This window comes from Acinetobacter sp. PFS20 (assembly GCF_052261015.1).
Lineage (GTDB): Bacteria > Pseudomonadota > Gammaproteobacteria > Pseudomonadales > Moraxellaceae > Acinetobacter.
The window spans coordinates 2,240,364-2,263,585 of the sequence record NZ_JBPVZE010000001.1 but is presented as its reverse complement, the minus strand read 5'-3'; the positions used below and the strand labels follow the sequence as shown (position 1 = coordinate 2,263,585).

The 23,222-nt window shown below is 39.9% G+C and carries 22 protein-coding genes and 2 pseudogenes; 6 read left to right on the top strand and 18 right to left on the bottom strand.

Translation table 11 applies throughout. The features are described 5' to 3' along the window. Positions 1 to 2: 2 nt before the first annotated feature. From ACS125_RS10680 to ACS125_RS10650, 7 genes and pseudogenes are all read right to left on the bottom strand, one after another. Positions 3 to 1,409, bottom strand: a complete 1,407-nt coding sequence (locus ACS125_RS10680) for a purine-cytosine permease family protein (protein ID WP_443271994.1) — start codon at positions 1,407 to 1,409, stop codon at positions 3 to 5. Between the two features lie 24 nt (positions 1,410 to 1,433). Next, positions 1,434 to 1,592: pseudogene (locus ACS125_RS10675) on the bottom strand (hypothetical protein). Positions 1,593 to 1,714: 122 nt separating this feature from the next. Further along, complete coding sequence (gene tgnC / locus ACS125_RS10670; RefSeq protein WP_443271992.1) at positions 1,715 to 3,184, bottom strand: (Z)-2-((N-methylformamido)methylene)-5-hydroxybutyrolactone dehydrogenase; 1,470 nt, start codon at positions 3,182 to 3,184, stop codon at positions 1,715 to 1,717. 11 nt (positions 3,185 to 3,195) lie between these two features. After that, positions 3,196 to 4,233, bottom strand: a complete 1,038-nt coding sequence (gene tgnB, locus ACS125_RS10665; RefSeq protein WP_443271990.1) for a flavin-dependent trigonelline monooxygenase oxygenase component — start codon at positions 4,231 to 4,233, stop codon at positions 3,196 to 3,198. A 2-nt stretch (positions 4,234 to 4,235) separates the two neighbouring features. Continuing rightward, positions 4,236 to 5,168, bottom strand: a complete 933-nt coding sequence (gene tgnA / locus ACS125_RS10660; RefSeq protein WP_443271988.1) for a flavin-dependent trigonelline monooxygenase reductase component — start codon at positions 5,166 to 5,168, stop codon at positions 4,236 to 4,238. 30 nt (positions 5,169 to 5,198) lie between these two features. Beyond that, on the bottom strand, positions 5,199 to 5,990 hold the full coding sequence (locus ACS125_RS10655) for an alpha/beta fold hydrolase (protein WP_031947970.1): 792 nt from the start codon (positions 5,988 to 5,990) through the stop codon (positions 5,199 to 5,201). Next, positions 5,959 to 6,561, bottom strand: a complete 603-nt coding sequence (locus ACS125_RS10650; RefSeq protein ID WP_000420415.1) for an amino acid synthesis family protein — start codon at positions 6,559 to 6,561, stop codon at positions 5,959 to 5,961. The genes ACS125_RS10655 and ACS125_RS10650 overlap by 32 nt, the downstream gene beginning before the upstream one ends. Positions 6,562 to 6,713: 152 nt before the next feature. On the opposite strand from ACS125_RS10650, the gene ACS125_RS10645 reads away from it, so the two are divergent. Beyond that, a complete protein-coding gene (locus ACS125_RS10645; RefSeq protein WP_443271984.1) occupies positions 6,714 to 7,376 on the top strand; it encodes a GntR family transcriptional regulator in 663 nt (220 codons plus the stop codon). Between the two features lie 62 nt (positions 7,377 to 7,438). After that, positions 7,439 to 7,723, top strand: a complete 285-nt coding sequence (locus ACS125_RS10640; protein ID WP_001277471.1) for a DUF1330 domain-containing protein — start codon at positions 7,439 to 7,441, stop codon at positions 7,721 to 7,723. Between the two features lie 78 nt (positions 7,724 to 7,801). Here the strand turns inward: ACS125_RS10640 and ACS125_RS10635 are convergent, their stop codons facing one another. The 10 genes and pseudogenes from ACS125_RS10635 to ACS125_RS10590 all read right to left on the bottom strand — a co-directional run bounded on the left by ACS125_RS10635 (position 7,802) and on the right by ACS125_RS10590 (position 17,201). Next, positions 7,802 to 8,434: a glutathione S-transferase family protein gene (locus tag ACS125_RS10635; RefSeq protein ID WP_443271980.1), complete on the bottom strand. Its 633-nt coding sequence runs from the start codon at positions 8,432 to 8,434 to the stop codon at positions 7,802 to 7,804. Positions 8,435 to 8,537: 103 nt separating this feature from the next. Continuing rightward, a pseudogene (locus tag ACS125_RS10630) lies at positions 8,538 to 8,795 on the bottom strand (TetR/AcrR family transcriptional regulator); the annotation flags it as partial. Positions 8,796 to 8,929: 134 nt separating this feature from the next. After that, positions 8,930 to 10,246: an MFS transporter gene (locus ACS125_RS10625; protein WP_440202190.1), complete on the bottom strand. Its 1,317-nt coding sequence runs from the start codon at positions 10,244 to 10,246 to the stop codon at positions 8,930 to 8,932. A gap of 113 nt (positions 10,247 to 10,359) precedes the next feature. Then, positions 10,360 to 11,298: a hydroxymethylglutaryl-CoA lyase gene (locus ACS125_RS10620; protein WP_443271977.1), complete on the bottom strand. Its 939-nt coding sequence runs from the start codon at positions 11,296 to 11,298 to the stop codon at positions 10,360 to 10,362. Next, on the bottom strand, positions 11,295 to 12,488 hold the full coding sequence (locus ACS125_RS10615; RefSeq protein ID WP_013198374.1) for a CaiB/BaiF CoA transferase family protein: 1,194 nt from the start codon (positions 12,486 to 12,488) through the stop codon (positions 11,295 to 11,297). Before ACS125_RS10615 ends, ACS125_RS10620 begins: the two co-directional genes overlap by 4 nt. Before the next feature lie 111 nt (positions 12,489 to 12,599). After that, on the bottom strand, positions 12,600 to 13,526 hold the full coding sequence (locus tag ACS125_RS10610; RefSeq protein WP_174729624.1) for a LysR family transcriptional regulator: 927 nt from the start codon (positions 13,524 to 13,526) through the stop codon (positions 12,600 to 12,602). A 277-nt stretch (positions 13,527 to 13,803) separates the two neighbouring features. Next, positions 13,804 to 14,394: a cytochrome b gene (locus tag ACS125_RS10605; RefSeq protein ID WP_440202192.1), complete on the bottom strand. Its 591-nt coding sequence runs from the start codon at positions 14,392 to 14,394 to the stop codon at positions 13,804 to 13,806. A 12-nt stretch (positions 14,395 to 14,406) separates the two neighbouring features. Beyond that, entirely contained in the window at positions 14,407 to 15,471 is a 1,065-nt protein-coding gene (locus tag ACS125_RS10600; RefSeq protein WP_174743234.1) for a catalase family peroxidase, read from the bottom strand. Positions 15,472 to 15,504: 33 nt separating this feature from the next. Beyond that, positions 15,505 to 16,137, bottom strand: coding sequence for a hypothetical protein (locus ACS125_RS10595; protein ID WP_443271974.1), 633 nt, complete (start codon positions 16,135 to 16,137; stop codon positions 15,505 to 15,507). 203 nt (positions 16,138 to 16,340) lie between these two features. Beyond that, positions 16,341 to 17,201 carry an EamA family transporter gene (locus ACS125_RS10590; protein WP_443271972.1) on the bottom strand — a complete coding sequence of 287 codons (861 nt, stop codon included), beginning with the start codon at positions 17,199 to 17,201 and terminating at the stop codon, positions 16,341 to 16,343. Between the two features lie 118 nt (positions 17,202 to 17,319). On the opposite strand from ACS125_RS10590, the gene ACS125_RS10585 reads away from it, so the two are divergent. Continuing rightward, a complete protein-coding gene (locus tag ACS125_RS10585; RefSeq protein WP_151821955.1) occupies positions 17,320 to 17,787 on the top strand; it encodes an Lrp/AsnC family transcriptional regulator in 468 nt (155 codons plus the stop codon). An 87-nt stretch (positions 17,788 to 17,874) separates the two neighbouring features. Here the strand turns inward: ACS125_RS10585 and eat are convergent, their stop codons facing one another. After that, positions 17,875 to 19,290, bottom strand: coding sequence for an ethanolamine permease (gene eat, locus ACS125_RS10580; protein ID WP_004793358.1), 1,416 nt, complete (start codon positions 19,288 to 19,290; stop codon positions 17,875 to 17,877). 180 nt (positions 19,291 to 19,470) lie between these two features. On the opposite strand from eat, the gene ACS125_RS10575 reads away from it, so the two are divergent. The 3 genes from ACS125_RS10575 (at position 19,471) to qhpR (ending at position 23,214) form a co-directional block, all read left to right on the top strand. Continuing rightward, positions 19,471 to 20,472: a phosphotransferase enzyme family protein gene (locus ACS125_RS10575; RefSeq protein WP_238612406.1), complete on the top strand. Its 1,002-nt coding sequence runs from the start codon at positions 19,471 to 19,473 to the stop codon at positions 20,470 to 20,472. Positions 20,473 to 20,546: 74 nt separating this feature from the next. After that, the gene (locus tag ACS125_RS10570) at positions 20,547 to 21,872 is read left to right on the top strand and encodes a haloacid dehalogenase-like hydrolase (RefSeq protein WP_443271969.1); all 1,326 of its coding nucleotides are present in this window, start codon (positions 20,547 to 20,549) and stop codon (positions 21,870 to 21,872) included. A 307-nt stretch (positions 21,873 to 22,179) separates the two neighbouring features. Further along, positions 22,180 to 23,214, top strand: coding sequence for an AraC-like transcriptional regulator QhpR (gene qhpR, locus ACS125_RS10565; RefSeq protein ID WP_443273956.1), 1,035 nt, complete (start codon positions 22,180 to 22,182; stop codon positions 23,212 to 23,214). The last annotated feature ends 8 nt before the right edge of the window (positions 23,215 to 23,222 follow it).

Sequence of the window (23,222 nt, the reverse complement as noted above, 5' to 3'; positions counted from 1 at the left end):
GCTTATTGAGGTAATTTTGCGTTTAATGCGGGTGTTGAACATTTAATCTTTCCTAGATTAAAGACGCAATACACCACCAGACTCACCACCAATCCAATGACCCAAGAAATATCCGCATCTGGAATTACATCGGCCAATGCACCTGTGAAAAACGCATTTTTTAAGAATGGAATTTGTACCGCGATCCCAATGAAATAAGCCGTAAGCGCTTTTGCATTAAATTTGCCGTAAATACCACCATCACGTGCAAAGATCGATTGAATGTCATAAGACTTTTTATTCACGACATAGAAATCTAATAAATTAATAGACACCCATGGCACCAAAATAAATAACAAGGCAAAAATCACATTCAAGAAGAAACTAATAAAGTTACTTGATGCCCAAAGTGCCGTTAAAGTCGCTAGAACTAACACAATGATTGATAACACGACTCGAATATTTCGGCTTGGCATCCACTGCCCTGCAAAAGTCTGAATAGAGGTAATACAAGACAGAACCGCACCGTATAGGTTCATGGCATTATGACCAATGATATTGCATAAGAACAAAATCATAAGAACATAACCGAACAGCCCAGTACCCGACTTTACCGCTTCCATCGCATCTGTGGTTGAGCCAATACTGACCGCAATCGTACCAAATGCCATCGCAAAAATAGTTCCTAACGATGCGCCTAAATAGGTAAAGATAAATGGCTTATAAATACCAATCGACTTTGGTAAATATCGTGAATAATCTGAGGTATAAGGTGAGAAACTAATTTGCCATACAGCACACAACCCAAACATGGCAAACCAGCCTTTCATATTGAAAGAGCCTTTAGCAAGTACATCTGCATTAATATGCGGCACCATAATCATGAGGCCGATCAGCAACGAACCACCCATAAACCAAGTTCCAATTTTATTGAACTTATGAATAAAGTGGTAACCGATCACACCAATTGTGGTTGCTGCAATTGCGCCAATCACGGTCGCGGTCGGCACTGGAATGGCAGGAACAACAGTATGTAGGGTTTTGCCTGACAAAATAATGTTAGAGATGAAAAAACCTAAATAAATGAGGGTAGTAAACAGGACAACCAGCAATGCCCCATAACGCCCAAACTGTGCGCGGCTCTGAATCATTTGAGGAATGCCGACCTGCGGACCTTGCGCAGAGGTTAAAGCCAGAATCGCTGCACCAAAAAAATGTCCGCAGCAGATCGCAAGCAATGCACTTACGATATTGAGGTTAAAGGTTAAAATGGACATTGCACCCGTAATCACGGCAAGCGGTGCAATATTGGTACAAAACCATAATGTGAATAGATCGCGAACTTTCCCATTACGTTCAGAGGGAGCAACATAATCAATAGAATGACTTTCGATAGCGAAAGCATTATTGCTATTTTCGTTTTGGCTCATATCCTTAATCTCTCTTTGAGGAATTCATTTCCTCAACATCAAAAAAATCTGCCCAGCCAAAGTCATTTCAATATGACTCGGCTTCATCTTTTTATTTCCTTTTACAAACAGCTCATTTCTCTATTTGTGTTGTTTTAGCCAAGAAAAAGGTAAAGCCAGTCCGATCAATACTTGATTAAGCATCGATACATCTAGTTTTACGTTTTCAACTATTTAAAGCTTTAGGCGATTACTGGGTTTGACTGATTCATTTTTTCATCCTTGAAATTAAAATCCCGTTATATTTTCATGCCTCAATTCATGACTTATCTCATGACAAATGGGTCATCAATTGGCTCATCTGAGGTACGTAACCAAACTGTTTTGGTAGCGGTGTAATCTAAAACAGCATTTGCGCCACCTTCCCGCCCATGTCCCGAAAGTCCATGTCCACCAAAAGGCGCAAGTGGAGAAACAGCGCGGTAAGTGTTTAACCAAACAATTCCCGACCCAATGACTTTAGTCATACGGTGCGCACGGCTTAAATTGGTGGTGAAAACGCCTGCCGCCAGCCCATAAGGCGTGCTATTGGCTTTTTGCACAGCTTCCGCTTCATCTTTGAAACTATCTACCGATAAAACAGGACCAAATAGTTCGGTTGTAATGCAATCTGCTTGAGGTGCATCGGTGCAATCTAAAATGGTCGGTGGATAGTAATACCCTGCTCGCTCAAGGCTTTTACCGCCAGTAAGAAGTTTTGCACCTTGCTGGATTGAAGTTGCAACGACTTGCTCAATTTTTTGGCGTTGGCGTAAAGTACAAAGTGGCCCAAACTCGGTTGCCATTTCATGAGGTAAACCAATTTTTATGGTTTGTACACGCTCAACCAAACGTTGAACAAATTCATCTTTAATGCTTTCTTCAACCAGTAAACGTGAACCTGCCACACAACTCTGCCCTGTGGCCGCAAAAATAGCAGCGACCTGAGCATTTACCGCACTTTGAATATCTGCATCAGCAAATACAATAAATGGAGATTTGCCACCTAATTCGAGTGAAACTTTTGCAAGATTTTCAGCCGAGTTACGCACAATGTGCCTTGCCGTTTCTGGACCACCTGTAAACGCAACATGGGCAACGTCCGGATGACTACTCAACACGGCGCCACATTCAGGGCCGAAACCAGTAATCACATTGACCACTCCAGCCGGAAAACCCGCCTCATGGACTAATTTAGCAAAAGCCAACAATGGCCCAGGACCATCTTCAGAGGCTTTTAGCACGACGGTACAACCTGCCGCTAAAGCTGGGCCGACCTTCACTGCCGATAAAAATAACTGACTATTCCAAGGAACGATTGCAGCAACCACACCTACTGGTTCACGAACAATCCACGCTTGCATGTCTGCCTTATCAATCGGCAGAAAACTACCCTCTAATTTGTCGGCAATACCTGCATAGTAGCGATAATATTCAGCGACATAGGCTATCTGGCTCGATGTTTCACGAATAATTTTGCCCGTGTCACTGGTTTCAATTTGAGCCAATTGCGGTGCAGCTTTTTCAATTAAATCAGCCAGTTTATAGAGTAATTTACCGCGCTGTGAAGCAGTTAAACCTGCCCAAGCCGGTGCTTTTAACGCACTTGATGCGGCCTGAACTGCTCGGTTGACTTCATCGGTTCGAGCTTCCGGCATGTGTGCCCAGACTTCACCTGTTGCAGGATTAATACTTTCAAAAGTCGCTGCACCAGATTCAAACTGACCATTAATATAAAGCTGAAAATCTGCTGTCATGATATTCGCCTCTATGCAAATGCCGGCATAACTTCATTGATCATACGTTCTAATGAAGCTTTTTTACGTTCAAAGCTCATGCCCGTATCAATCCAGAAAGAATATTCGTTGTAACCCATCGCTTCATAAGCTTTTAAGCGGTCAATCACTTCTTGGGCCTGTCCAATCACGTTATTTTTGCGCATCGCTTCTGGTGTATAAAAAGGATGTGCAGCAATTTCTTCAGGGCTTAAAGGCGCGATTAAACCTTGATTAATTTCACGCTCATTTTTAAACCATGCGCCGAAATAGTTATAGAAGGTATTGATTTCATCTGCTGCCAGTTGAGCATCTTCTTCACTATCTGCCACATAGGTATGGCGGAGCAACATAATTTCAGGGCGCTGAATTTCATTGAACTTTTCGCAAGCTGCATTGAAATGTCCCATGAGCTTTTCAACTTCTTCGTCACCTAAATGCAAAGGCGTTACCTGTACATTACAGCCATTTTGCACAGCAAATTCGTGGCTATTTGGATCACGGGCAGCAACCCAGATTGGTGGATGCGGTTGTTGAAGCGGTTGAGGTGCTGAAGTGGTTTTTGGAAACTGCCAAAATTCACCGTTATGCTCATAATCGCCTTTCCAAAGGTTTTTAATGGCAGGAATCATTTCACGTAAACGCTGACCTGCACTCCATGCATCCATGCCCGGAACCATACGTTCATATTCAAACGAATATGCACCACGAGCAATACCAATATCTAAACGGCCATTGGTAATAATGTCGGTCATTGCAGCTTCGCCTGCAAGTTTAATCGGATGCCAGAATGGTGCTACCACCGTACCTGTACCTAAACGAACATTTTTGATTTTATTGGCTAAATCGACCAGATTTAAAAATGGGTTTGGTGCAATGGTAAAGTTCATGGCATGGTGTTCACCTGTCCAAACCGCATGCATACCGCCACGGTCTGCAATCTGACAAAGCTCAATCATTTCATCATAAAGCTGCTTCTGGGTTTGCTGATCAGAAACACGTTCCATATGCACAAATAATGAAAAACGCATGATTAAACTTCCTCTTTAACGATTTGACGAACTGTACCTGTTGTCTGATTTCCGTAATAAACACCATACGTTTTCAGATGGTTTTCTTTGCGATAGCGCATCAGCATACTTTCTAAAGCGCTGTCTACAAACTCAAGTTTCTCTAGGTTATTTAAATCGACAAACTGACCTTTGGTGGCTTGAGCTACGGGTGTGTTGCATAAAAATGAAATATATTGCTGCTGGTTTTCAACGTTTTCATATACAGAGTAAATGAAGTTGGCAGAAGCATCTGGCTGATATTCTGCAAAGATTTTCTCAAGCGCTTTATCGGCACCGTCTTTATCTACCATCACATGTGGAATAGTCCATTTATGATCGGCAGTTTCTTCAAGCAAAATGGTATTTTCATGACCAATAATCGCACTCATTACCACTTTAGGACCAGAGATGACCTCGGCAGAAAGTTTGGCCGGAGTGAAATATCCACCACGATAATAACCAAGACCTGCAAAACCTGTCGAAGCAAAATCTTCAACTTTACCAATTAAAATGGCATGATCGCCTGCATCGACAACCTGATAAGTTGTACAGTCAAACCATGCACTCACATGATCGATCAGCGGGTTTTGGCAAGCACTTTTTGACCATGAAATATTTGCAAAACGGTCTTCACTTGGACGAGCAAAGGTATTCGAAACATCTTTTTGCTCTTCTGCCAAAATATTAATCGCAAAATGAGGTGTGTTTGCAAAGTTATGATAATTGCTTGATGTCTTGGCAATACTCACTAGAAGTAAAGCTGGGTCCAAAGACACCGAAGCAAAAGAGTTCGCTGTAAAGCCAAGTGGCGTTCCATCTTCTTTACAGGTTGTGACCACGGTAACGCCCGTCATAAATGAACCGAAAGCATCGCGTAGTTCACGTATTTTATTAATAGTATCCATCTCACTCATTGTTATATTCCTTCAGCAATGTGTGGCAATTTAAACGCTGGTTTCCAACCATGCTTGCATTGCATTATTCACTTTGTCAGGTGCAGTTAAGTTCACCATGTGACGTTCATTTTCAATGACAATTGCAGTGCCATGCTTTGCCTGATTCGCCATTTGCACAGCCATTTCTGCAGTTGAGTTCGGATCATCCGTTCCGGTCAACACCAAAGCAGGACAAGTAATCTTTGACCAGTCATCTGCATAGGTTTCATCGCCTTGCGCAAAAGCAGAATATGCAGTGGTATAACCAGACAAGTCGACATTTTCGAGCCATGATTTCACTTTGGCTGCCGCTATACGCTCGACTTCACTTTCGCCAAACCAGCGCTGTAGCGGAGTCTCAACATCAATACGGCCTGTTTTTAACTCTTCAGCTCTTTGGATCACGGCATTACGTGCTTGGGTTGTACGTTTATATACACCATTGAGCACCGCCATCCGTTTAACTAAATCAGGACGCGTGACGCTGACTCCTGTCGTAATCAGCGATCCCATTGAATGTCCCGCTAAATTTACAGGTCCTAAATTTAAGGCTGTAATAAATTCGATGGTCCATTCAACAAAATCTTGTAATTTTGCGTCTGCCGGTAATTTGGTGCTTTGACCATGTCCCGGCATATCTACTGAAATTACATGATAATGTTTAGAAAAATATTCAATTTGTGGATACCATGCCGCAGCTTGCATTCCCACTCCATGGATTAGAACCAGAGGCTCTCCTTCGCCTTGCTCAAAATAGTGAGCAATACGGTTATTTGACAGCTGCAGGGTTTTTGACATCATGACCTAACTCTTCCAAATCTTTATAACGATCACCAATACGATGATGTGGTCGACCACCTGTTGCTGCACCAATCACAACAACCAGCTCATCGGCAGCAGGTGCATCTGGAATTGCAAATTGCAATGTTAAGTAATGAGAACGGCGGCCTTCGTCATTTTTATCCATCATTGGAATTAAAATCGGCGCGTTTGCCGGGCCACGGGTATTGTTAAATGCCAAATAAGATTTCGCACCAACAGCACTACGGTAAGTATTACCAAAATGTAAGGTATGAATTAAAGCTGATGCATGTTCAAGTTCACCATTTAAGCCAACCACTGCACTTTTACCAAAAGCTTCAACAGCTTCACCCGAACCCACTTCATCAAGAATAAGCTTGGTTAAATGTTCACTTAAGATCGGTGCAATGCGGCGAATTTCCGGTGTTAGGTTTTCTACATAACCTTGCCCTGCCCACGGATTTTTAATCACCGCTGCGGCTGCCACCATTTTTAAAGGCTTTGCTGCTTCTTTGCCGCCATCTACATAAGTGGTTTCTACATGAAGCACTGTTTTACGTATGAGTTCCATTGCTCTTCCTTGCAAGTAAATTATCTTGTCATTCGTATTATGGTATACCATAATACATACTGAAAAAAAAGCAAGAGTTTGCTATGCTAATTTTTATTGAAAAACATGTGATGAAACTCAACATGTTAAAAAACAGGAAAATTTAATTATTTATGAATCTTAAAATTGAAAACCCGCCCGTAACATTACGAGAGCTGTGTTTAGATAAAGTGCGCAATGCCATTATTACGGGCTATTTTCCTTCAGGAAAAAGACTGGTTGAAAGAACGTTATGTGAAGAACTCGGCGTGAGCCGTTCTGTGGTTCGCGAAGTGATTCGTTATTTAGAAGCAGAAGGTTTAGTTGAGATTTTACCTAATAAAGGCCCTATCGTTTCGCTACTTAACTGGGACATCGCTTCACAGATTTATGAAATTCGTCTTTTGTTAGAACAAAGTGCTGTGGTTGACTGCACTAAAAACCTCGATGAAAAAACTGCTGAAAAATTAAAACTTCTATTAGAAGATCTTAAAGCTGCATTTGCTGCCGATGACATCAATCTAATTATTGCGACCTCAACCCAGCTTTATCAAACCATCTTCACTACAGCAAATCATCATATTGCTTGGGAAGTAGTTCAGCGCTTAAATGGCCGAATTAGCCGCCTTCGTGCCATGACCATGAAATCAACAAAACGTGAAATTTCAGGTTATCAACGTATTAAAAATATGTGTGAAGCCATCTATCTTCACAAAGACCCAGAAAAGGCAAAAAAAGCAGTTGCTGAACATATTGCTGAAGCTGCTGCTGTCGCAAAAAATATTTTAGATGCGTGAAATCACAAATTTTAGGAAAAGGTAAATAGACCTTTATTGAATGAATTATAGGGAAATACGATATGTCTGCTTACTGGATTGCTCATGTCACCATTCATGATATGGAACAATATAAACAATATATGGCTACTGCTCCGCAAGCTTTTCAAAAGTACGGTGCCAAGTTTCTTGCGCGTGGCGGTGCCTCAGAAGTTTTAGAGGGACAAGAGTTTGAACGTCACGTGGTGATTGAGTTTCCAGATATGGAAACTGCACGTGAATGTTATTTTTCACCTGAATATCAGCTTGCCAAAAGTAAACGCCAAGGCTGCTGTGATGTTATGGTGAGTTTTGTTGAAGGGATCTAAATTGCTGAATTGATTTCTCTACTTGAGAAATCAATTCTTTTTTAAGTACTTAAGGGCATTTCGTTTTTAGGCATTGGTTTAGTGATGAAGATTTTGTTCTATAGACATGGCTTTTTGCCAGCTTTCTAAGCTTTCTAGACTTTTTACATATTGTTCAATATTGAGATATTTTGAGCGAATATTTAAAGAATTAATTAGACCATAGACTACGAAACCAATCATAAAATCTGCACCCGTTAAGCTATTACCTACTAAGAATTTTTTGCCTAGTAATTGTTGATCTAAATACGAAAATACTTTATCCAACTCAGCATGCGCATATCGGTCCAAAAACTTTAATTGAGTTCCATTTTTTAACTCAATTGAATTAAAAATATTTAATAAATATGGAACCATAGCCGAACTTTCTGAAAAATGAATCCATTGTAAATAATCAAGATAACTGTCCGAATCTTTAGCAGGCATAAGTTGTGGAGCAAACTTTTCAATCAAAATTTCTACAATTGCACCTGATTCTGCAATCACTTTTCCATTGAGCTCAATCACAGGTGATTTCCCTAAAGGATGAATGTTTTTTAATTCTTGAGGTGCAAGATTTGTAGTTTTATCTCGAAAATAACTTTTTAATTCATAAGGTTGACTAATTTCTTCAAGTAACCACAGAATGCGAAATGAGCGTGAAGCATTTAAATGATGAAGAATAATAGACATTAATTTTCTCTTTTAAAATAGAAGGTCAACAAAGTAAGACCTCACTATATAGACCTATAGACGACCGGTCTAATATTTTTTGTTATCGGCCCAGCATTTTACATCACCTACCTGAACTGCATAAAAAACAATCCAGCACCTTTTCCCTCTCATCGACTTGATTTGAATAAAAAAGCTGAATGATTGCGCCTTCAATCATATATAAGCACAGTTTGGCGTCTTGAAAAGTCGCATCGGTTTTTAGCTTTATAAGCTGGCTATAGATTTCATTCATTAGCCATGCTCGATATCTCACCGCGATTTGATAGGTGTTTGGATAGATCAATTTCGTTTCAAAAATGGCTTTAAATAATAGAAAGTACAGTTCCTATAAATATGCTGACCCACTTAGAATATAATTATAAAAATTATAAATAATCATCATGTTATATCACTTTAATATTAACTACACTCATGCCACAGCCAACTAAATGGCTTTGAGCATGAGTGAATCGTTTAACCTTTCTCTTGTAATCGTTTTGGTGTAGCCCATATCAATAGTGCAATACACACAACGCATAAGCTTGCAATAATATATAGTGCGGGTGTTGTGCTTCCTGTTATGTCTTTAATATGACCAACCATAATAGGACTAACAATTCCCCCCATTTGCCCTAATGTATTAATGAGCGCTGTGCCACCAGCAGCACCTGCCCCAGCTCCAACCAAGACTTTGGGCGGTAAATTCCAAAAAGAAGGGATTGCAGCAACAATACCAGCCCCTAATAACGCAAGTGAAATCACCACCACAACTGGGTTGGCATCAAAGAAACCTGCTGTAAAGAAACCAATAGCACCTAAAGAGAGTAAACCAGCAGTAAATTTTAAACGCTCCCCAGATTTATCTGCTAAACGTCCAACAATTACCATTGTAATTGCTCCCATGAGGTATGGAATAGCACTAAGAAAACCAATCATTTGGGTATCATCAATACCTGAGCTTTTTATTAACTGGGGCCCCCAGAAATTTAGACCATAAGATGCAATTTGAATCAGAAAATAGATAACGCCTAGAATTAATAAACCTGGTGTTTTAATAGCAGCCCATAATGAATGAGAAGCTTTTTCTGGTTGTTTAGGCTCAACCAAACGTTTCAAATGAGCTTTTTCTGAGGATGATAGCCATTGCGCATCATCAATACGATCTTTTAAATAAGTAAGAACACAAAGACCCAGTAAAACGCATGGCACGCCACCGACTAAAAATAACCAATGCCAGCCACGCATGTTCATCACACCATCAAGTGATGACAACAATACCCCTGAAATTGGTCCTCCAAAGATGCCTGAAAAGGCAGAAGCAAGGAAGAATAATGAAATAATTCGACCACGATAGGTTTGTGGAAACCAAAGCGTCATGTAATAAAGCACACCCGGTGCAAAGCCTGCCTCCATTGCACCGATCAAGAAACGTAATACGTAAAATTGCCATTCAGTAGTCACAAACACCATTAAGGTCGTTGCAACACCCCAAGAAACCATGATGCGTGCAATCCATTTTCTGGCACCAAATTTATGTAGCAATAAATTACTGGGTACTTCAAATATTACATAACCAATTACAAATAAACTGGCACCCAGACCATAAGCTGTATTACTTAGAGATAGATCAGCTTGTAACTGGAACTTGGCAAAACTGATGTTGATACGATCAAAAAAGGCAAATAAGTAACACACCATAATTAATGGCATGATTTTCCATGCTACTTTTTTTATTAATTGCTTTTCGGCAATTGCTTCAGCCGATAATTCCATGCTTTGCTTTAAACTCATTTATTTTCTCCTGAAAATGAGCCTCAAGACACGTCCCATCAAGATTTTAAAGACGAGTTGACCGCAGACGATACAAATATCGTCTTATTTCCAACTATCTTGAATGACGTATCTTAATTAAGTGATTTGATGTAATCCGGTATCGGATGCAAGTCAGTATTTCTCCCCGCCTTTGCAAGCTGGCTTGGCGTGTCATGCCCTAAAAGTGCGGGTAGCGTTCTCGAAAGTTGAATGAGAGCATCCAAATCAATAGTGGTGGGTATTCCAACTTCCTCACACATATTGACCAAATCTTCAGTACAAATATTTCCCGACGCCCCTGGTGCAAACGGGCACCCACCTAAACCTCCCAATGCAGCATCAAACCGTCTTGCTCCCGCCTCGTAAGCTGCAAGAACATTAGTTAGCCCCAATCCACGTGTATTATGAAAATGTAGGGTCAGTTGCTCAGGCGAAATTAGCGATAAAACGTGAGAGACAATCCTTTTCACTTGCACGGGGTTCGCCATACCAGTGGTATCCGCCAGTGTAATATTATGAATACCCAACTCTAAATAATGTTCAACTAAGCTAAACACTTCTTTTTCACTAATCTTGCCTTCAAATGGACAACCAAATGTTGTTGCTACAGTTCCGTTAAACTGTGTTTTGCCGTGTAGTTGTTCCACAATTTCGGTAAAACCTGCAAACGATTGAGCTTTAGTCATTCGCATATTGGCAAGGTTGTGGGTTTGGCTAGCAGAGAGCACAAGATTCAACTCATTTGCATTGGCTTCAATTGCCCGAATCGCGCCTTTTAAATTTGGAATTAACCCAACATAAATAATATCTTTATGGCGTGTAATTCCAGCAAAAACCTCCTCCCCATCGCGCAGGTTCGGAATCGCTTTTGGAGAGACAAAAGACCCTGCTTCAATTCGAGAGAAACCCATTGTCGACAACTGATTAATTAAATCAATTTTCTTTGTCGTGGGCACCCAAGTCGGTTCAATTTGCAAACCATCTCGTGGAGAGACTTCTTGTACGACAAGTAAGTCGGAAAATGCTGTCATTGCACTACTCCTGATACACGCAGGCTTTCAATATCTTCAGCTTGATAACCATATTGTTTTAAAACAGATTCAGTATGCTCGCCCAACTCAGGACCACGCCATTTGACCTGCCCCGGTGTTTCAGAAAGCTTCGGAACAATACCCGGCATTTTCACCACTTGACCATCGGGTAACTCGGTTGAAAGCAACATATCACGTGCATTGAAATGCGGATCATTGACCATATCGGCTACAGAATAAATTCGCCCAGATGGAACCTCAGCCTGTTCAAGCTGCTGCAAAACCTCATCAATTGAATGCTGTCGACTCCATGATTCAATTGCAGCATCTAACAAATCACTTTGTTGCGCACGTCCATCGTTGTGTTCAAACTCAGGTCGATTCGCCAAATCTTCGCGACCAATCACATGCATCAAACGTTTAAAAATTGGGTCACTGTTTCCCGCAATTACAACAAAAGCATTGTCCTTCGTTCGATAGGTATTTGAAGGTGCAATACCCGGCAAAGAACCTCCAGAACGCTCTCGAATAAAACCATGCAAGTCGTATTCCGGCACAACACTTTCCATAATATTGAAGACACTTTCTGCAAGTGACACGTCAACAATCTGTCCGTTACCGTTATTGGTTTTGATATTCACAATCGACATTAAAGCGCCAATCACTGCATGTAATGAGGCAAGTGAGTCACCTAAACTCACCCCAACTCGTGCAGGCGCAGAGTCTTGCGAACCTGTGGTATAGCGAATTCCACCCATGGCCTCACCAATTGCTCCAAAGCCGGGTTTATCTTTATATGGACCAGATTGCCCATAACCAGATATGCGAACAAAAGTTAGTTTAGGGTTAATTGATTTTAAGGTTTCCCAATCTAGACCTAATTTTTCAAGCGCACCGGGGCGCATGTTTTCGACCAGAATGTCTGTGTCGACAATCATCTTTTTGATTAAAGCAATTGCTTCTGGTGACTTAAGATTAAGCGCTAAAGATTTCTTATTACGTGACTGTAAATACCACCACAAAGACGTTCCGTGATGTAACTTACGCCATTTACGAAGTGGATCACCTTTGCCAATAGGCTCAATTTTTATGACTTCCGCACCGAACTCGGCAAGAATGCGTGTTGCAAAAGGAGCTGCAATTAGGGTACCTATTTCAAGGACTTTTATTTTCTCAAGGGCTAGGCTCATAACAATCCATATTATATCTACTTCCGATAGAGTTAAATTTATGGCGCAATCAGCAGTAATACAATTCTTAAAAGATCAACAAGCCTTCGTGGTTTGCGAAACCTATAAAATTTATTCAGATGTTATTTCTTTGTGCGGATGCATAAAATATTCTTTCAAAAGCAAAGTTACTGGATTTAAAAACTCATCATGTTTGGACACCAGATATAAGTCTCTTTTTGCCCAATCATCGGTTAACTCCACACTTGCCAGCCCTAAGGGTTTACCAAAGATTTCGAAAACTTTATGAGGCAAAATTCCTATCCCCATACCCGCCTGTACCATCCGGCAAACAGCATCAAAACTCGTCACCAATATCCTGAGTTTAAGCTGCTTTCCTAAGGCTTCAGACTTTTGCTGTAAAATTCGGTTAATCGCACTTTGGGTATGTAATCCAATAAAGTCGTAATCTAATGCATCTTCAAAGGAAATGATTTTCTGTTCACTTAAATATTGCTGGTTTTGTATAACCACGACCAGCCGATCGCTACGATAATGATAATAATCCAGATCTTCTGATAAATTCTCAGCAATGCAGATCCCTAAGTCAGCAATTTTATTACTTACATTTTGAATAATTTCTATACTTGGACGTTCTTCAAGCTCAATCTTAATTTGAGGGTTTTCAACGATAAAAGGATGTAGGCTTTCGGGTAAAAACTGAATTATCGTTGATAAATTTGCCTGTAATCGTACAAAACCTTTAATGCCTATTTTGTATTCTTCTAACTCAACCGAAGCTTTATAAACCGAGTCTAAAATGGTTCTGCAATGGTAAAGCAGACTTTCACCAGCAGGTGTAATTTGCATGCCTTTACCATCACGAATAAACAGTTTGGTTCCAATCAAATGCTCCAAATCAGTCAAACGCTTACTTGCAGCAGATAGCGCAATCATATTTTTTTCAGCGGCCTTGCTCAGAGATTTTTCATCACAGACTGTTTGAAATATCTTTAAAGTCACTAAATCTAGTTTTCGAATAATATTTTCAATATGCATTACACATTACCAATCTTATAACTTGAAGCTCATAAGGCTATGACAAATATTTAGAATTATAGGAAATTTATATTTTCCGATTGTTAGACAGATAAAATATATTAAATTTAAATATTATCAATCATTTAAAACTTTAAACCAAAATCGAATGTAACTTAAATAGAACATCTTTCATTCCAAATTTATTTGTTTTAACTCCATCAAAATAAGTCACCATTTCCGCTGACTTATCCCTCTTATCCGCCTGATCTGAGCTTAAGAGCTGAATAACTCCTTCTCAATCCACACTCTTCTTTTCATTATCTCTATTAGACTCAGTAGAAGAACCCAAAGCCATACTTGAGAATACGCCATCGCGATAAACCCATGCATGTAATAACGCAGCAGACAGATGACCAATAACGACAGCAAATAACAGCCAAGCCAAAACTCCGTGTAGAGTGCGAAACCATGCATAGAGCGTAGAGTTGGTTGGAGCGATTGGTGGAAGGTCCCAACCCGGAAATAACGTTACAGGCCAATTACCTGCCGAAAGCGTTGCCCATCCGAGCAATGGCAAACTAAACATCAAAAGATAAAGTAGCCAGTGTGATGCATGGGCAATAAACGCCTGCCAACGGGGTACAGTCGGCGGCAAAGGTGGAATTGGAAAATAGAGTCGATTTATTAATCTTACGATGACCAACAATAAGATTGCGATTCCTAAAGGACGGTGAATATCGATTAACCACGGACGCCAAGTGATTGAGGTTGTCATTCCAACACCAATAAATAGCATGGCCAAAATCGCTACTGCCATAACCCAGTGTAGTACTCGAGCAGTCAAATTAAAATGACGTGGAGCATTATCGTTAGATTTTTTTTGCATGGCTGATCTCTCCTATTTACCCACGGCATCCGTTGCTTTGCCAAATCCAATTTCACGTAAGCGAGCATTGTAAGACTGCGCATAGATACCTGCTCGTGCTGCGAGTACCGGATCATCTGATAACTCAATTCCGGGTGGAACCAAGGTTGGGTCAAAGTTAATATCACGGCAAACACCATTTACCTGTTCAGTCACATTTTTGACTTCCAATGTTCCCGCTATAACTTCTTTACGTTCTTTTGGCCAAGGTTGAGATGGGTCATTCACTGGGTCTCCCGGCTCGGCAAGTTGCAAAACTAAATCCCAATACAGCGGCCCTTCAGCTAAACGTTTTTTGATGTCTTTAAATAAGAAATCATGGCCAGCTTGATCACGTTGTTCTTTGGTCAGACTAATAAATTTTGAATGAGGACGCATAGACCAACGCACTGGCTGTTCTTGTCCATTGGCAGCCCGCAATATAAATGCATTTACCACATAAAATTCTGCGCCACTAAAACTACCAGTTAATGGCATCTTTGCCTTTTGTTCAATAGACTTACGCGCTTCGGGATATTCTTTTAAGAAAGCTTCAACAAGGACTGGATCAGGTTTGCCAGTAGATGGAACTGGTTTAAATGCTTTTTGCTGCGCCAAAAAACCTTCAGCATTTCGCGTAGGGAAATAGGGAAAGTTGTTTAATTTCATGCGCCATTGTGAATGATCAGCTGCGGAAAGCAATAAAGCCATACTGACTGTTGCTGTAGAATTATCTGCCGCATGCGGGTTACCACTTCCAATAGAAAATCGACCAATTGCTGGTATATCAGACTTGGCAAATACAGTCGCTTTAGAGAGTGCTGCCGCTGCACCATTACTGTGGTAAATGCCATCAAAACAAATACCCTTACCGTGTGCACGTCGATATCCGGGATCAAATTTACTTAATGATTCGCCCAAAAATGTTTTGCTAGTGGTTCGATGTCCAAATAGACCAGCGACCCAAGCAAATGCCAATACTAAAGAGCCCGCGATTAAAGCAATACCTACAAATGGCAACCAATACTTTTTTAGAGTTTTAAAATTCAAATTATTCATTATTAATCCTGTGTAAATTGTATGGTTGCATCCCTAAAGAAGATTTTGATTAGGTAGTAGTAAAACAGGGTCTTCAATATCGTAACCAGTTTCTTCTGGAACCCCCAGATATTTAACGACAACCAACCTCTTATTTTGTTTAGGCACGCTATAATTTTGGGAAATTTTTATTGCTTTGGTGTAATGAACCGCAATGTGGGTCTTACTTTGTAAAGACGGCGATTTTACAACATATTCTGTTTTATATTGTGTGATCTTCCCTGAAGGATCAAACCAAGATGTTACTTGGTTCTGATGCGTTTTTAAGGTCTGAATTTTTACAGTCTTACTCTTACTTACGATCAAAGGGGTTAAATTTTTTTTAATTTTATTGAGAGCCTTATCAAACGCTGTACTATCTTGATCATAATCAATCTTATGTGTTTTTGGATTGATATAGAGAGATTTAACTTCAATAAGTTTGTCAGGCGATTTACTATTTAATAGATAATAATATAGTTGTGGTAGGCGTCCTCGACCATCTTCGTAGTGTCTTAATACATAAAGTTTTTTCTCTTTTTGCTGATAACCTAATACTTCAATTTTTTGTCCACCACTCACTGTCGCATAACTATGCGCGGACAACGTAAGAATCGTGCTAAAAGTTAGAAATTTTAGAAATTTCATCAGTTCATATCCTTGTGATCTTGTAATCATATTGTATAAATATCAATCAGATTAAAATTGCACTTCAGTAAGTGATACTTGCTGTTTTTATATTCTATTTGTACAGAGGTAGCCTTTTTAAGGGGGGCTCTATTTATTATTTCTCTCCCCCTTCAAATCGATTCATCTAGCTTTTAGACATAAGTCATCATAAATGAATGGTCTTATGCAGTATTACGTTTATAGGAGAAATAAGAACATCCTGCACACGATGCCATAATAATTGCTATTCCAACGATCTGAAAATGATTTAATCGTTCATCTAAAATCAGCCATCCAGCCAAAGCACTCACCGCGGGTGATGCACTCACTAATATTCCAAAAACCCGTGGATGCAGTTTTTTCATCGCAACCATATCTAATATAAATGGAATCGCACTCGCTAGCATCGCCATGAGTAAACATGTAAAAAGAATCTTATAACTATCAAAAATATGGATAATGTGAGATGCGCCTAAAGGTGTTGCAAACAAAGCCGCTAGGAACATTCCAGTTGCAACCGAGCTTCCGCCCCCTTGTGCAACTTTAGAGCCATAAATAATATATAGTCCCCAACCTACTGCTGCCAATAGAGCATACGTCATACCAATAAAGCTGAAGTTATTATTTGAATTGCCCATGGATAAAAGAAGCAAACCTATAAGAGATACCCCGCCCCAAAAAAAATCTAATTTATTTTTAGACATTAAAATAGCAACCGTAAGTGGCCCTAACACTTCGATGGAAATCGCGATTCCAACAGACATATAAGAAAATGCTTTATAAATTAAAGTATTCATTAAAGTGAGAATTGCCCCATAAATAATTAGATTTTTCCAATTGGTCTGTTTATTCCAGTCTCTCCAAGGTTTAAAGGCAATCCACAAAAAACATGCTGCTAAAGCAAGTCGAGTTAAGGTCACTCCTTCTGCACTAAGAATTGGAAAAAGGGCTTTTCCTATTGATGCACCTATTTGCACAGAAACTAAAGATAGAAATGCGGCTGCAAATGCCATGCCTTGCTTGGAGTTTGTCTCAATCATCATATTTACTGCTCTGGGAATGATTGAAATTTTAATTCTATGTAATCAATATATTTCTTCTATTTCCCTCAATAAAACGATTAAATAACTCTATATTTAAAGCTTAATGAGAGATTTACTCATGTCAGATATTTCTTTAGATAATTTTGATTATGCAATCTTAAGAATACTGCAAAAAGACAATAAGACTTCGCATCGAGAAATTTCTGAAAAAATTGGTCTATCTGCTGCTTCCGTTCAAAGACGTATATCTCGTATGGAAGAAAAGGAAATTATTTTAAGAAATTGCGCTATTTTAAATCCGCTAAAATTTGGTGAAAAAATTACGTCTATCATTGAAGTCCGCCTTAGCGAAGACCGCTCTGTAGTTATGGACAGAGCGAAACAATACTTTGCTTCTGTTGAAGAGATTCAACAGTGCTACTTTGTGAATGGAGGCGTCTCTTTTATCATTATCATGCTGAGCAACAACTTATCTCATTTTGAAAGTTTAGTTAGAAAACATTTCGCCGATAATGAAGATGTAAAAACATATCGGACCTTAATTGTTTTGGACCGTGTAAAAGTAAACTTTGAGTTAAATATCTAAACTTTTTTATTTTGGTTTTAAACATTTTAATCGTTTTATAACACTTAAAAAGAGGCCGAAGCCTCTTTATTTTTACTGCACTCAAACTCAGTCATCAATCATGGCGAACTCTTGTTCAGGCGTACCTTTCACCAAATGGTGACGGCTATATAACAAGTAATAGAGTATAAATCCGACATAAATCAGCGCGGCCAATAACCAAACTTTTGGATTTACCATTAACCCTGCCACTACAGCAACAGCAGCAAGAATCAAAGCGATACAAGACGTCCATATTCCTCCTGGCGTTTTATAAGGACGTGGTAATTCAGGGCGAGACAAACGTAATTTGATATGTGAGAGCATCATCAACACATAAGAGATTGTTGCACCGAATACTGCCATTAAAATGAGTAAGTCACCCTCACCGGTTAAAGAGAGCAAAAAGCCAATAATGCCCGGAATGATAATGGCCCAATATGGCGCTTTATTTTCATTGGTAAGCGATAAGTTTTTTGGTAAATATCCCGCACGTGACAATGCAAAAATTTGACGCGAATATGCATAAATAATTGAGAAGAAACTTGCGACAAGACCCGCAAGACCTACAAAGTTAACAAAACTTGCCAACCATGTGTGCTGACCATATACGGCAATGAGTGCATCAACTAAAGGTGCTCCTGAATTTTTTAAAGCATTTGAGCCGGCAGCACCTGCGCCTAAAAATAAAATTAAAAGTGCAAACGACGCCAATATCAACATTGAACCAATCAAGCCTCGTGGCAACGAACGTACTGGATCTTTTGCTTCTTCGGCAGCCAGTGGCACCCCTTCAACTGCAAGAAAAAACCAGATGGCATAAGGTACTGCGGCCCATATTCCCATATAGCCAAACGGTAAAAAGCTACTCGCACCTGCATTAGCGCTGACTGGAATATCAAACAAACGTGCGCTATCAAAATGGGGAAGCATGGCGACGATAAATACGACCAGTGCAATACAAGCAACGGCGGTAATTCCAAACATGATTTTCAGCGCTTCACCTGCACCTTTCAGATGAATGCCCATAAAAACTAAATAGCAAATTAAATAAACGGCCCAACCGCCAATTCCAAAGAGTGATTGGCAATATGACCCAATAAATACAGCAATGGCAGCAGGTGCAATTGCATATTCAATTAAAATCGCAGTCCCTGTGAGGTATCCTCCAAAAGGACCAAATGCAACACGGGCAAAACTATAGCCACCGCCAGCAGTGGGCAACATCGTCGACATCTCAGACATTACAAAGCTCATGCAGAGATACATAAACGCGACGATGACTGTTGCAATAAAGAGTCCTCCCCAGCCACCTTGTGCCAGCCCAAAATTCCAACCCGCAAAGTCACCCGAAATGACATAAGAAACACCTAGCCCCACTAAAAGTAACCAACCTACTGCCCCCTTTTTTAACTGACGTTTTGCAAAATACTCTGCGTCCTGTTGTAAAGCACCAACATCCACGCTTAATTCAGATTCTTTCATTGTCGTATGCCTTATCGACTAAATTTACACCACCAATAGTTGCGCAAAAGATATTCATAAAACTTGACAGCAAAACATCTCCCCGACCACTTGAAGTCAAGTTGATTCATTTTTTCTTTTATAAGATCGACGGCATCTCAACACGAAACGTGTTTAAAAATTAAATTGAGGAGATGGGTTATGTCTGTAGAACAAAATGAATTTTTAAGCCAAGTTCAATTACAAATACTGGCAGAACAAGCAATTAAGCAGTATCCATCAGACTATCAAGGACAGGTCAAACTACTGTGTCAGTCTGAAAATGCAACCTATCAAGTTTCGACTGGGTCTGCCCGATATGCACTTCGAATTCACCGTCCGAACTATCACAGCAAACTCGATATACAAAGTGAGCTTGAATGGTTAGATGCTTTAAATGCAAGTGGAATCCAAGTTCCTGTGGCGATTGCAGATCAATCGGGTGAACGCGTAATTACCTTGAAACTATCGAATGATATTTATCGTTATGCAGTTCTTTTCAACTGGGTTGAGGGCGATATGCCGACTGTTGAAGTTGACCCCACTGCATTTGAACAATTAGGACAAATTACCGCAAAGTTGCACGTACATAGTAAGACATGGCAAGCGCCTGAAAACTTTCAACGGATTGTATGGAATCATGAAACCATGGTTGGTGCAGATGGTCACTGGGGAAACTGGAAAAATGCACCTCATTTAAGACCACAAGATCACGGCGTAATTGAAGAAGCCATTGCACAGATTTCGAAAGATTTAAATTTCTTTGGTAAAACTCAAGAACGCTATGGCCTAATTCATGCCGATTTGCGTTTAACCAATCTATTACTACAACAAGAACGTATCGGTGTGATCGATTTTGATGACTGCGGCATGAGCTGGTTTATGCATGACCTCGCTGCTGCAATTAGCTTCAATGAACATTATGCAAATGCGCCTCATTGGGTTGATTACTGGTTAAAAGGCTACGAGCGCGTAGGTCATATTCAGTCTGAAGAATATGAAATGATCCCAACTTTTATCATGCAACGCCGCATTCAAATGATGGCTTGGAATGGTTCTCACGCACAAACAGAAATGGCTCAAAGTCTTGGAAATCAATGGTCCAATGAAACTGTGCGTCTCTGTAAAAAATATTTAAACGGACAAATGCCTGTCGGAATTTGAAAAGTGATTTAGATCGCTTTTCTTCATTTTCAATTTTTAGTTTTTAAATTTTATAGAATTTAAAGGAAGGGTTTATGCAAGCTACCCATCAACTGAGCAAAGTTGCCAAAGCACTATTACTCACCAGTAGTCTGGCAAGTATGATTGCTCTAAGTGCATGTAACTACAACCCTATACAAAGCACATCTCCCGCAGTCGCTATTCCCAAAAAGGAATATATCCAAAAAGGTCAATGGGACGCTTTTAACTTTGACCAACTTAATCAATTAATTGCTACCTATGGAAAAGATAGCCCAAACTACAATCCTGACAAACGCCCGTATATTGTCACTGACTTTGACAATACCTCGGTATTTTTAGACATCGAAGAAGCAACTTTAATTTATCAGCTTGAACATTTAGCGTTTAATGTCACGCCAGAGCAGCTTAATCAGATTATTCGTAAAGGAATTAGCTCGCAAAATTTTGAAGCGGCCTACAATAACCAGCAAGGTCAAGCCGTCAATATTGATAAAATTGCCCCAGATATTATTGCCAGCTACACATGGCTTTATCACCACTATAGCGGTCTCAAAGGTAAGCAAAGTCTCGATCAAATTAAACAAAATCCGCATTATCTCGATTTCATTACTAAAATGAGATACCTATATGCGGCGATTGGAGACACCTTTGATCATGAAGTTGCATATCCGTGGGTCACTTATTTATTTACTGGACTTACCGAACAAGAAGTCCGTAATTTGGTAAAAGCAACGGTGGCTTGGCAAATGCAGCAACCGATTGGACCTGTGACATGGACATCCCCAGCAGCGCTTTCAGGCCAAGCAGGTGTTGTGAAAACCACTTGGGAAAATGGTTTAAGACCATACCGTGAAATGCAAAATCTATTTAAAGCCTTTCAGGACAATGGCATTGATGTCTATGTCTGCTCGGCATCTTTTATTGATGTGATTAAGGAAATTATTTCTAATCCAGAGATCGGCTATAACATTAATGAAAAAAATGCCTACGCCATGGAGTTAGAACGAGATGCACAAAATCGAATTTTACCTGAGTTTCGTCATGGCTATGCGCAAACTCAAGGTAAAGGAAAGACCGCAACCATCCAACGTTTTTTAGTCTCTAAATATGGTTATGGGCCAATTTTTATCGCAGGTGACAGTGAAGGCGATCAAAATATGATGCAAGATTTTGCGGCGACTCAGAAGGTACTAATTATTAATCGATTGCGCAGTCCGAGTTCTGATATTGGAAAATTTTCTCAGCAGGCTGTACAGAGCTACGGTCAAGCCAATACTAAGTTCTTACTACAGGGCCGCGATGCCAATACAGGTCAATTTAGACCTTCAATGGCCAGTTTAAGTTATGGCGCACAAACGGCAAAAACTACAAAAAATTAATATTTCACTTATTTTCTCATGCCTACAATACATGTTGTATGCATGAGAAACCGCTTAATTTCTTGTTTTAGTTCTGCCCTTTTTGCCTATCTCTAATGCATTTTCTGCCTTCTTTTAGTTCGCTACCCAACCTTAAATACAACTCTTGATCTCTTCTTAAAGAATCAAGTCTGAAACTTAAAACAGCAACACATAAGTCATTATTTTATAAAAACTTTTAACAGGACAAAATCAAGGACGCAAGCAAAAACTGGTATGGCTTTTGCTTAATATAAGAATAGTAGGAATAAATATCATGAGACTTGACATGTTACATCTCAACCCAACTCATCTTGTCGACTCAAATATGTGTAATCAAGGTGTATTGTCTGCAGCTGCCTCTGGATTAAGCGAGTTTATTCATCAAAAAGGTGCAGATGTTGATCGCGTTTTAGGTATTAGTGGTATTAATCCTGAACTTTTAATTAGCCCAACTTTGAGCTTACAACTCCCCAATTATTGCAAGGTGCTTGAACAGGCGGCGCTCGTTTCAGGTTGTGATAATTTTGGTCTGCATTATGGTCAACAGTTTCAACCCAAATCATTAGGGCTCATTGGGTACATTGGTCTTTGTTCAAACACATTAGAGTCTGCACTCATGAACATGACCAATAATTTTTATTTACATCAGAAAGATACGCTTAATCGAATGGTCGATTTAGGTGATAGCTGGCGCATAGATTATCAGGTTCAACACGGCGCGATTTTAACTCGCCGCCAAGATGCAGAACTGACCATGGGCATGTTTATGAATGTGATCCGTGAAGTGATGGGTCCTCATTATTCACCTCGCGCGATTCACTTTGAGCATACTCGACCTGAATTCTGGCAAGAACACAGCAAACTATTTAACGCCCCTGTTTATTTTGATCAACCTTTTAACTCCATCATCATTTCAAAAAAAGACGTCCAACATACTATGCCGGGGCGTGATTCTATTTTATTAACAGTGATTTTAGATACGCTGCTATTACTCAATCGCTCTTCTCAAAGTCAAAGTCTTGCAGATCAGGTTCGCTCTCACATCCAACTTGAACTGAGTGAAGGTGAACCAAACCTTGAAAAAATCGCTCACGATATTGGTTTAACGAGTTGCACCCTTACCCGCCGTTTAAAAAATGAAGGACTGACCTTTACCCATTTAGTCGATCAGGTTCGTTGTGAGTTGGCCGAACATTATATTAAACAGAAAAATATTCCAATTTCAGAAATGGCATTCTTGTTAGGTTACTCAGAAGTAAGTGCTTTATCTCGTGCATTTAAACGCTGGTTTGGTGTGACTCCACGTCAATTAAGACACTAAAACATTCC

What these genes read in the sequence shown, in the direction of transcription:
- ACS125_RS10680 (WP_443271994.1), bottom strand. Translation starts at nt 1,409, where the DNA reads ATGAGCCAAAACGAAAATAGCAATAATGCTTTCGCTATCGAAAGTCAT.
- tgnC (WP_443271992.1), bottom strand. Translation starts at nt 3,184, where the DNA reads ATGACAGCAGATTTTCAGCTTTATATTAATGGTCAGTTTGAATCTGGT.
- tgnB (WP_443271990.1), bottom strand. Translation starts at nt 4,233, where the DNA reads ATGCGTTTTTCATTATTTGTGCATATGGAACGTGTTTCTGATCAGCAA.
- tgnA (WP_443271988.1), bottom strand. Translation starts at nt 5,168, where the DNA reads ATGAGTGAGATGGATACTATTAATAAAATACGTGAACTACGCGATGCT.
- ACS125_RS10655 (WP_031947970.1), bottom strand. Translation starts at nt 5,990, where the DNA reads ATGATGTCAAAAACCCTGCAGCTGTCAAATAACCGTATTGCTCACTAT.
- ACS125_RS10650 (WP_000420415.1), bottom strand. Translation starts at nt 6,561, where the DNA reads ATGGAACTCATACGTAAAACAGTGCTTCATGTAGAAACCACTTATGTA.
- ACS125_RS10645 (WP_443271984.1), top strand. Translation starts at nt 6,714, where the DNA reads ATGAATCTTAAAATTGAAAACCCGCCCGTAACATTACGAGAGCTGTGT.
- ACS125_RS10640 (WP_001277471.1), top strand. Translation starts at nt 7,439, where the DNA reads ATGTCTGCTTACTGGATTGCTCATGTCACCATTCATGATATGGAACAA.
- ACS125_RS10635 (WP_443271980.1), bottom strand. Translation starts at nt 8,434, where the DNA reads ATGTCTATTATTCTTCATCATTTAAATGCTTCACGCTCATTTCGCATT.
- ACS125_RS10625 (WP_440202190.1), bottom strand. Translation starts at nt 10,246, where the DNA reads ATGAGTTTAAAGCAAAGCATGGAATTATCGGCTGAAGCAATTGCCGAA.
- ACS125_RS10620 (WP_443271977.1), bottom strand. Translation starts at nt 11,298, where the DNA reads ATGACAGCATTTTCCGACTTACTTGTCGTACAAGAAGTCTCTCCACGA.
- ACS125_RS10615 (WP_013198374.1), bottom strand. Translation starts at nt 12,488, where the DNA reads ATGAGCCTAGCCCTTGAGAAAATAAAAGTCCTTGAAATAGGTACCCTA.
- ACS125_RS10610 (WP_174729624.1), bottom strand. Translation starts at nt 13,526, where the DNA reads ATGCATATTGAAAATATTATTCGAAAACTAGATTTAGTGACTTTAAAG.
- ACS125_RS10605 (WP_440202192.1), bottom strand. Translation starts at nt 14,394, where the DNA reads ATGCAAAAAAAATCTAACGATAATGCTCCACGTCATTTTAATTTGACT.
- ACS125_RS10600 (WP_174743234.1), bottom strand. Translation starts at nt 15,471, where the DNA reads ATGAATAATTTGAATTTTAAAACTCTAAAAAAGTATTGGTTGCCATTT.
- ACS125_RS10595 (WP_443271974.1), bottom strand. Translation starts at nt 16,137, where the DNA reads ATGAAATTTCTAAAATTTCTAACTTTTAGCACGATTCTTACGTTGTCC.
- ACS125_RS10590 (WP_443271972.1), bottom strand. Translation starts at nt 17,201, where the DNA reads ATGATGATTGAGACAAACTCCAAGCAAGGCATGGCATTTGCAGCCGCA.
- ACS125_RS10585 (WP_151821955.1), top strand. Translation starts at nt 17,320, where the DNA reads ATGTCAGATATTTCTTTAGATAATTTTGATTATGCAATCTTAAGAATA.
- eat (WP_004793358.1), bottom strand. Translation starts at nt 19,290, where the DNA reads ATGAAAGAATCTGAATTAAGCGTGGATGTTGGTGCTTTACAACAGGAC.
- ACS125_RS10575 (WP_238612406.1), top strand. Translation starts at nt 19,471, where the DNA reads ATGTCTGTAGAACAAAATGAATTTTTAAGCCAAGTTCAATTACAAATA.
- ACS125_RS10570 (WP_443271969.1), top strand. Translation starts at nt 20,547, where the DNA reads ATGCAAGCTACCCATCAACTGAGCAAAGTTGCCAAAGCACTATTACTC.
- qhpR (WP_443273956.1), top strand. Translation starts at nt 22,180, where the DNA reads ATGTTACATCTCAACCCAACTCATCTTGTCGACTCAAATATGTGTAAT.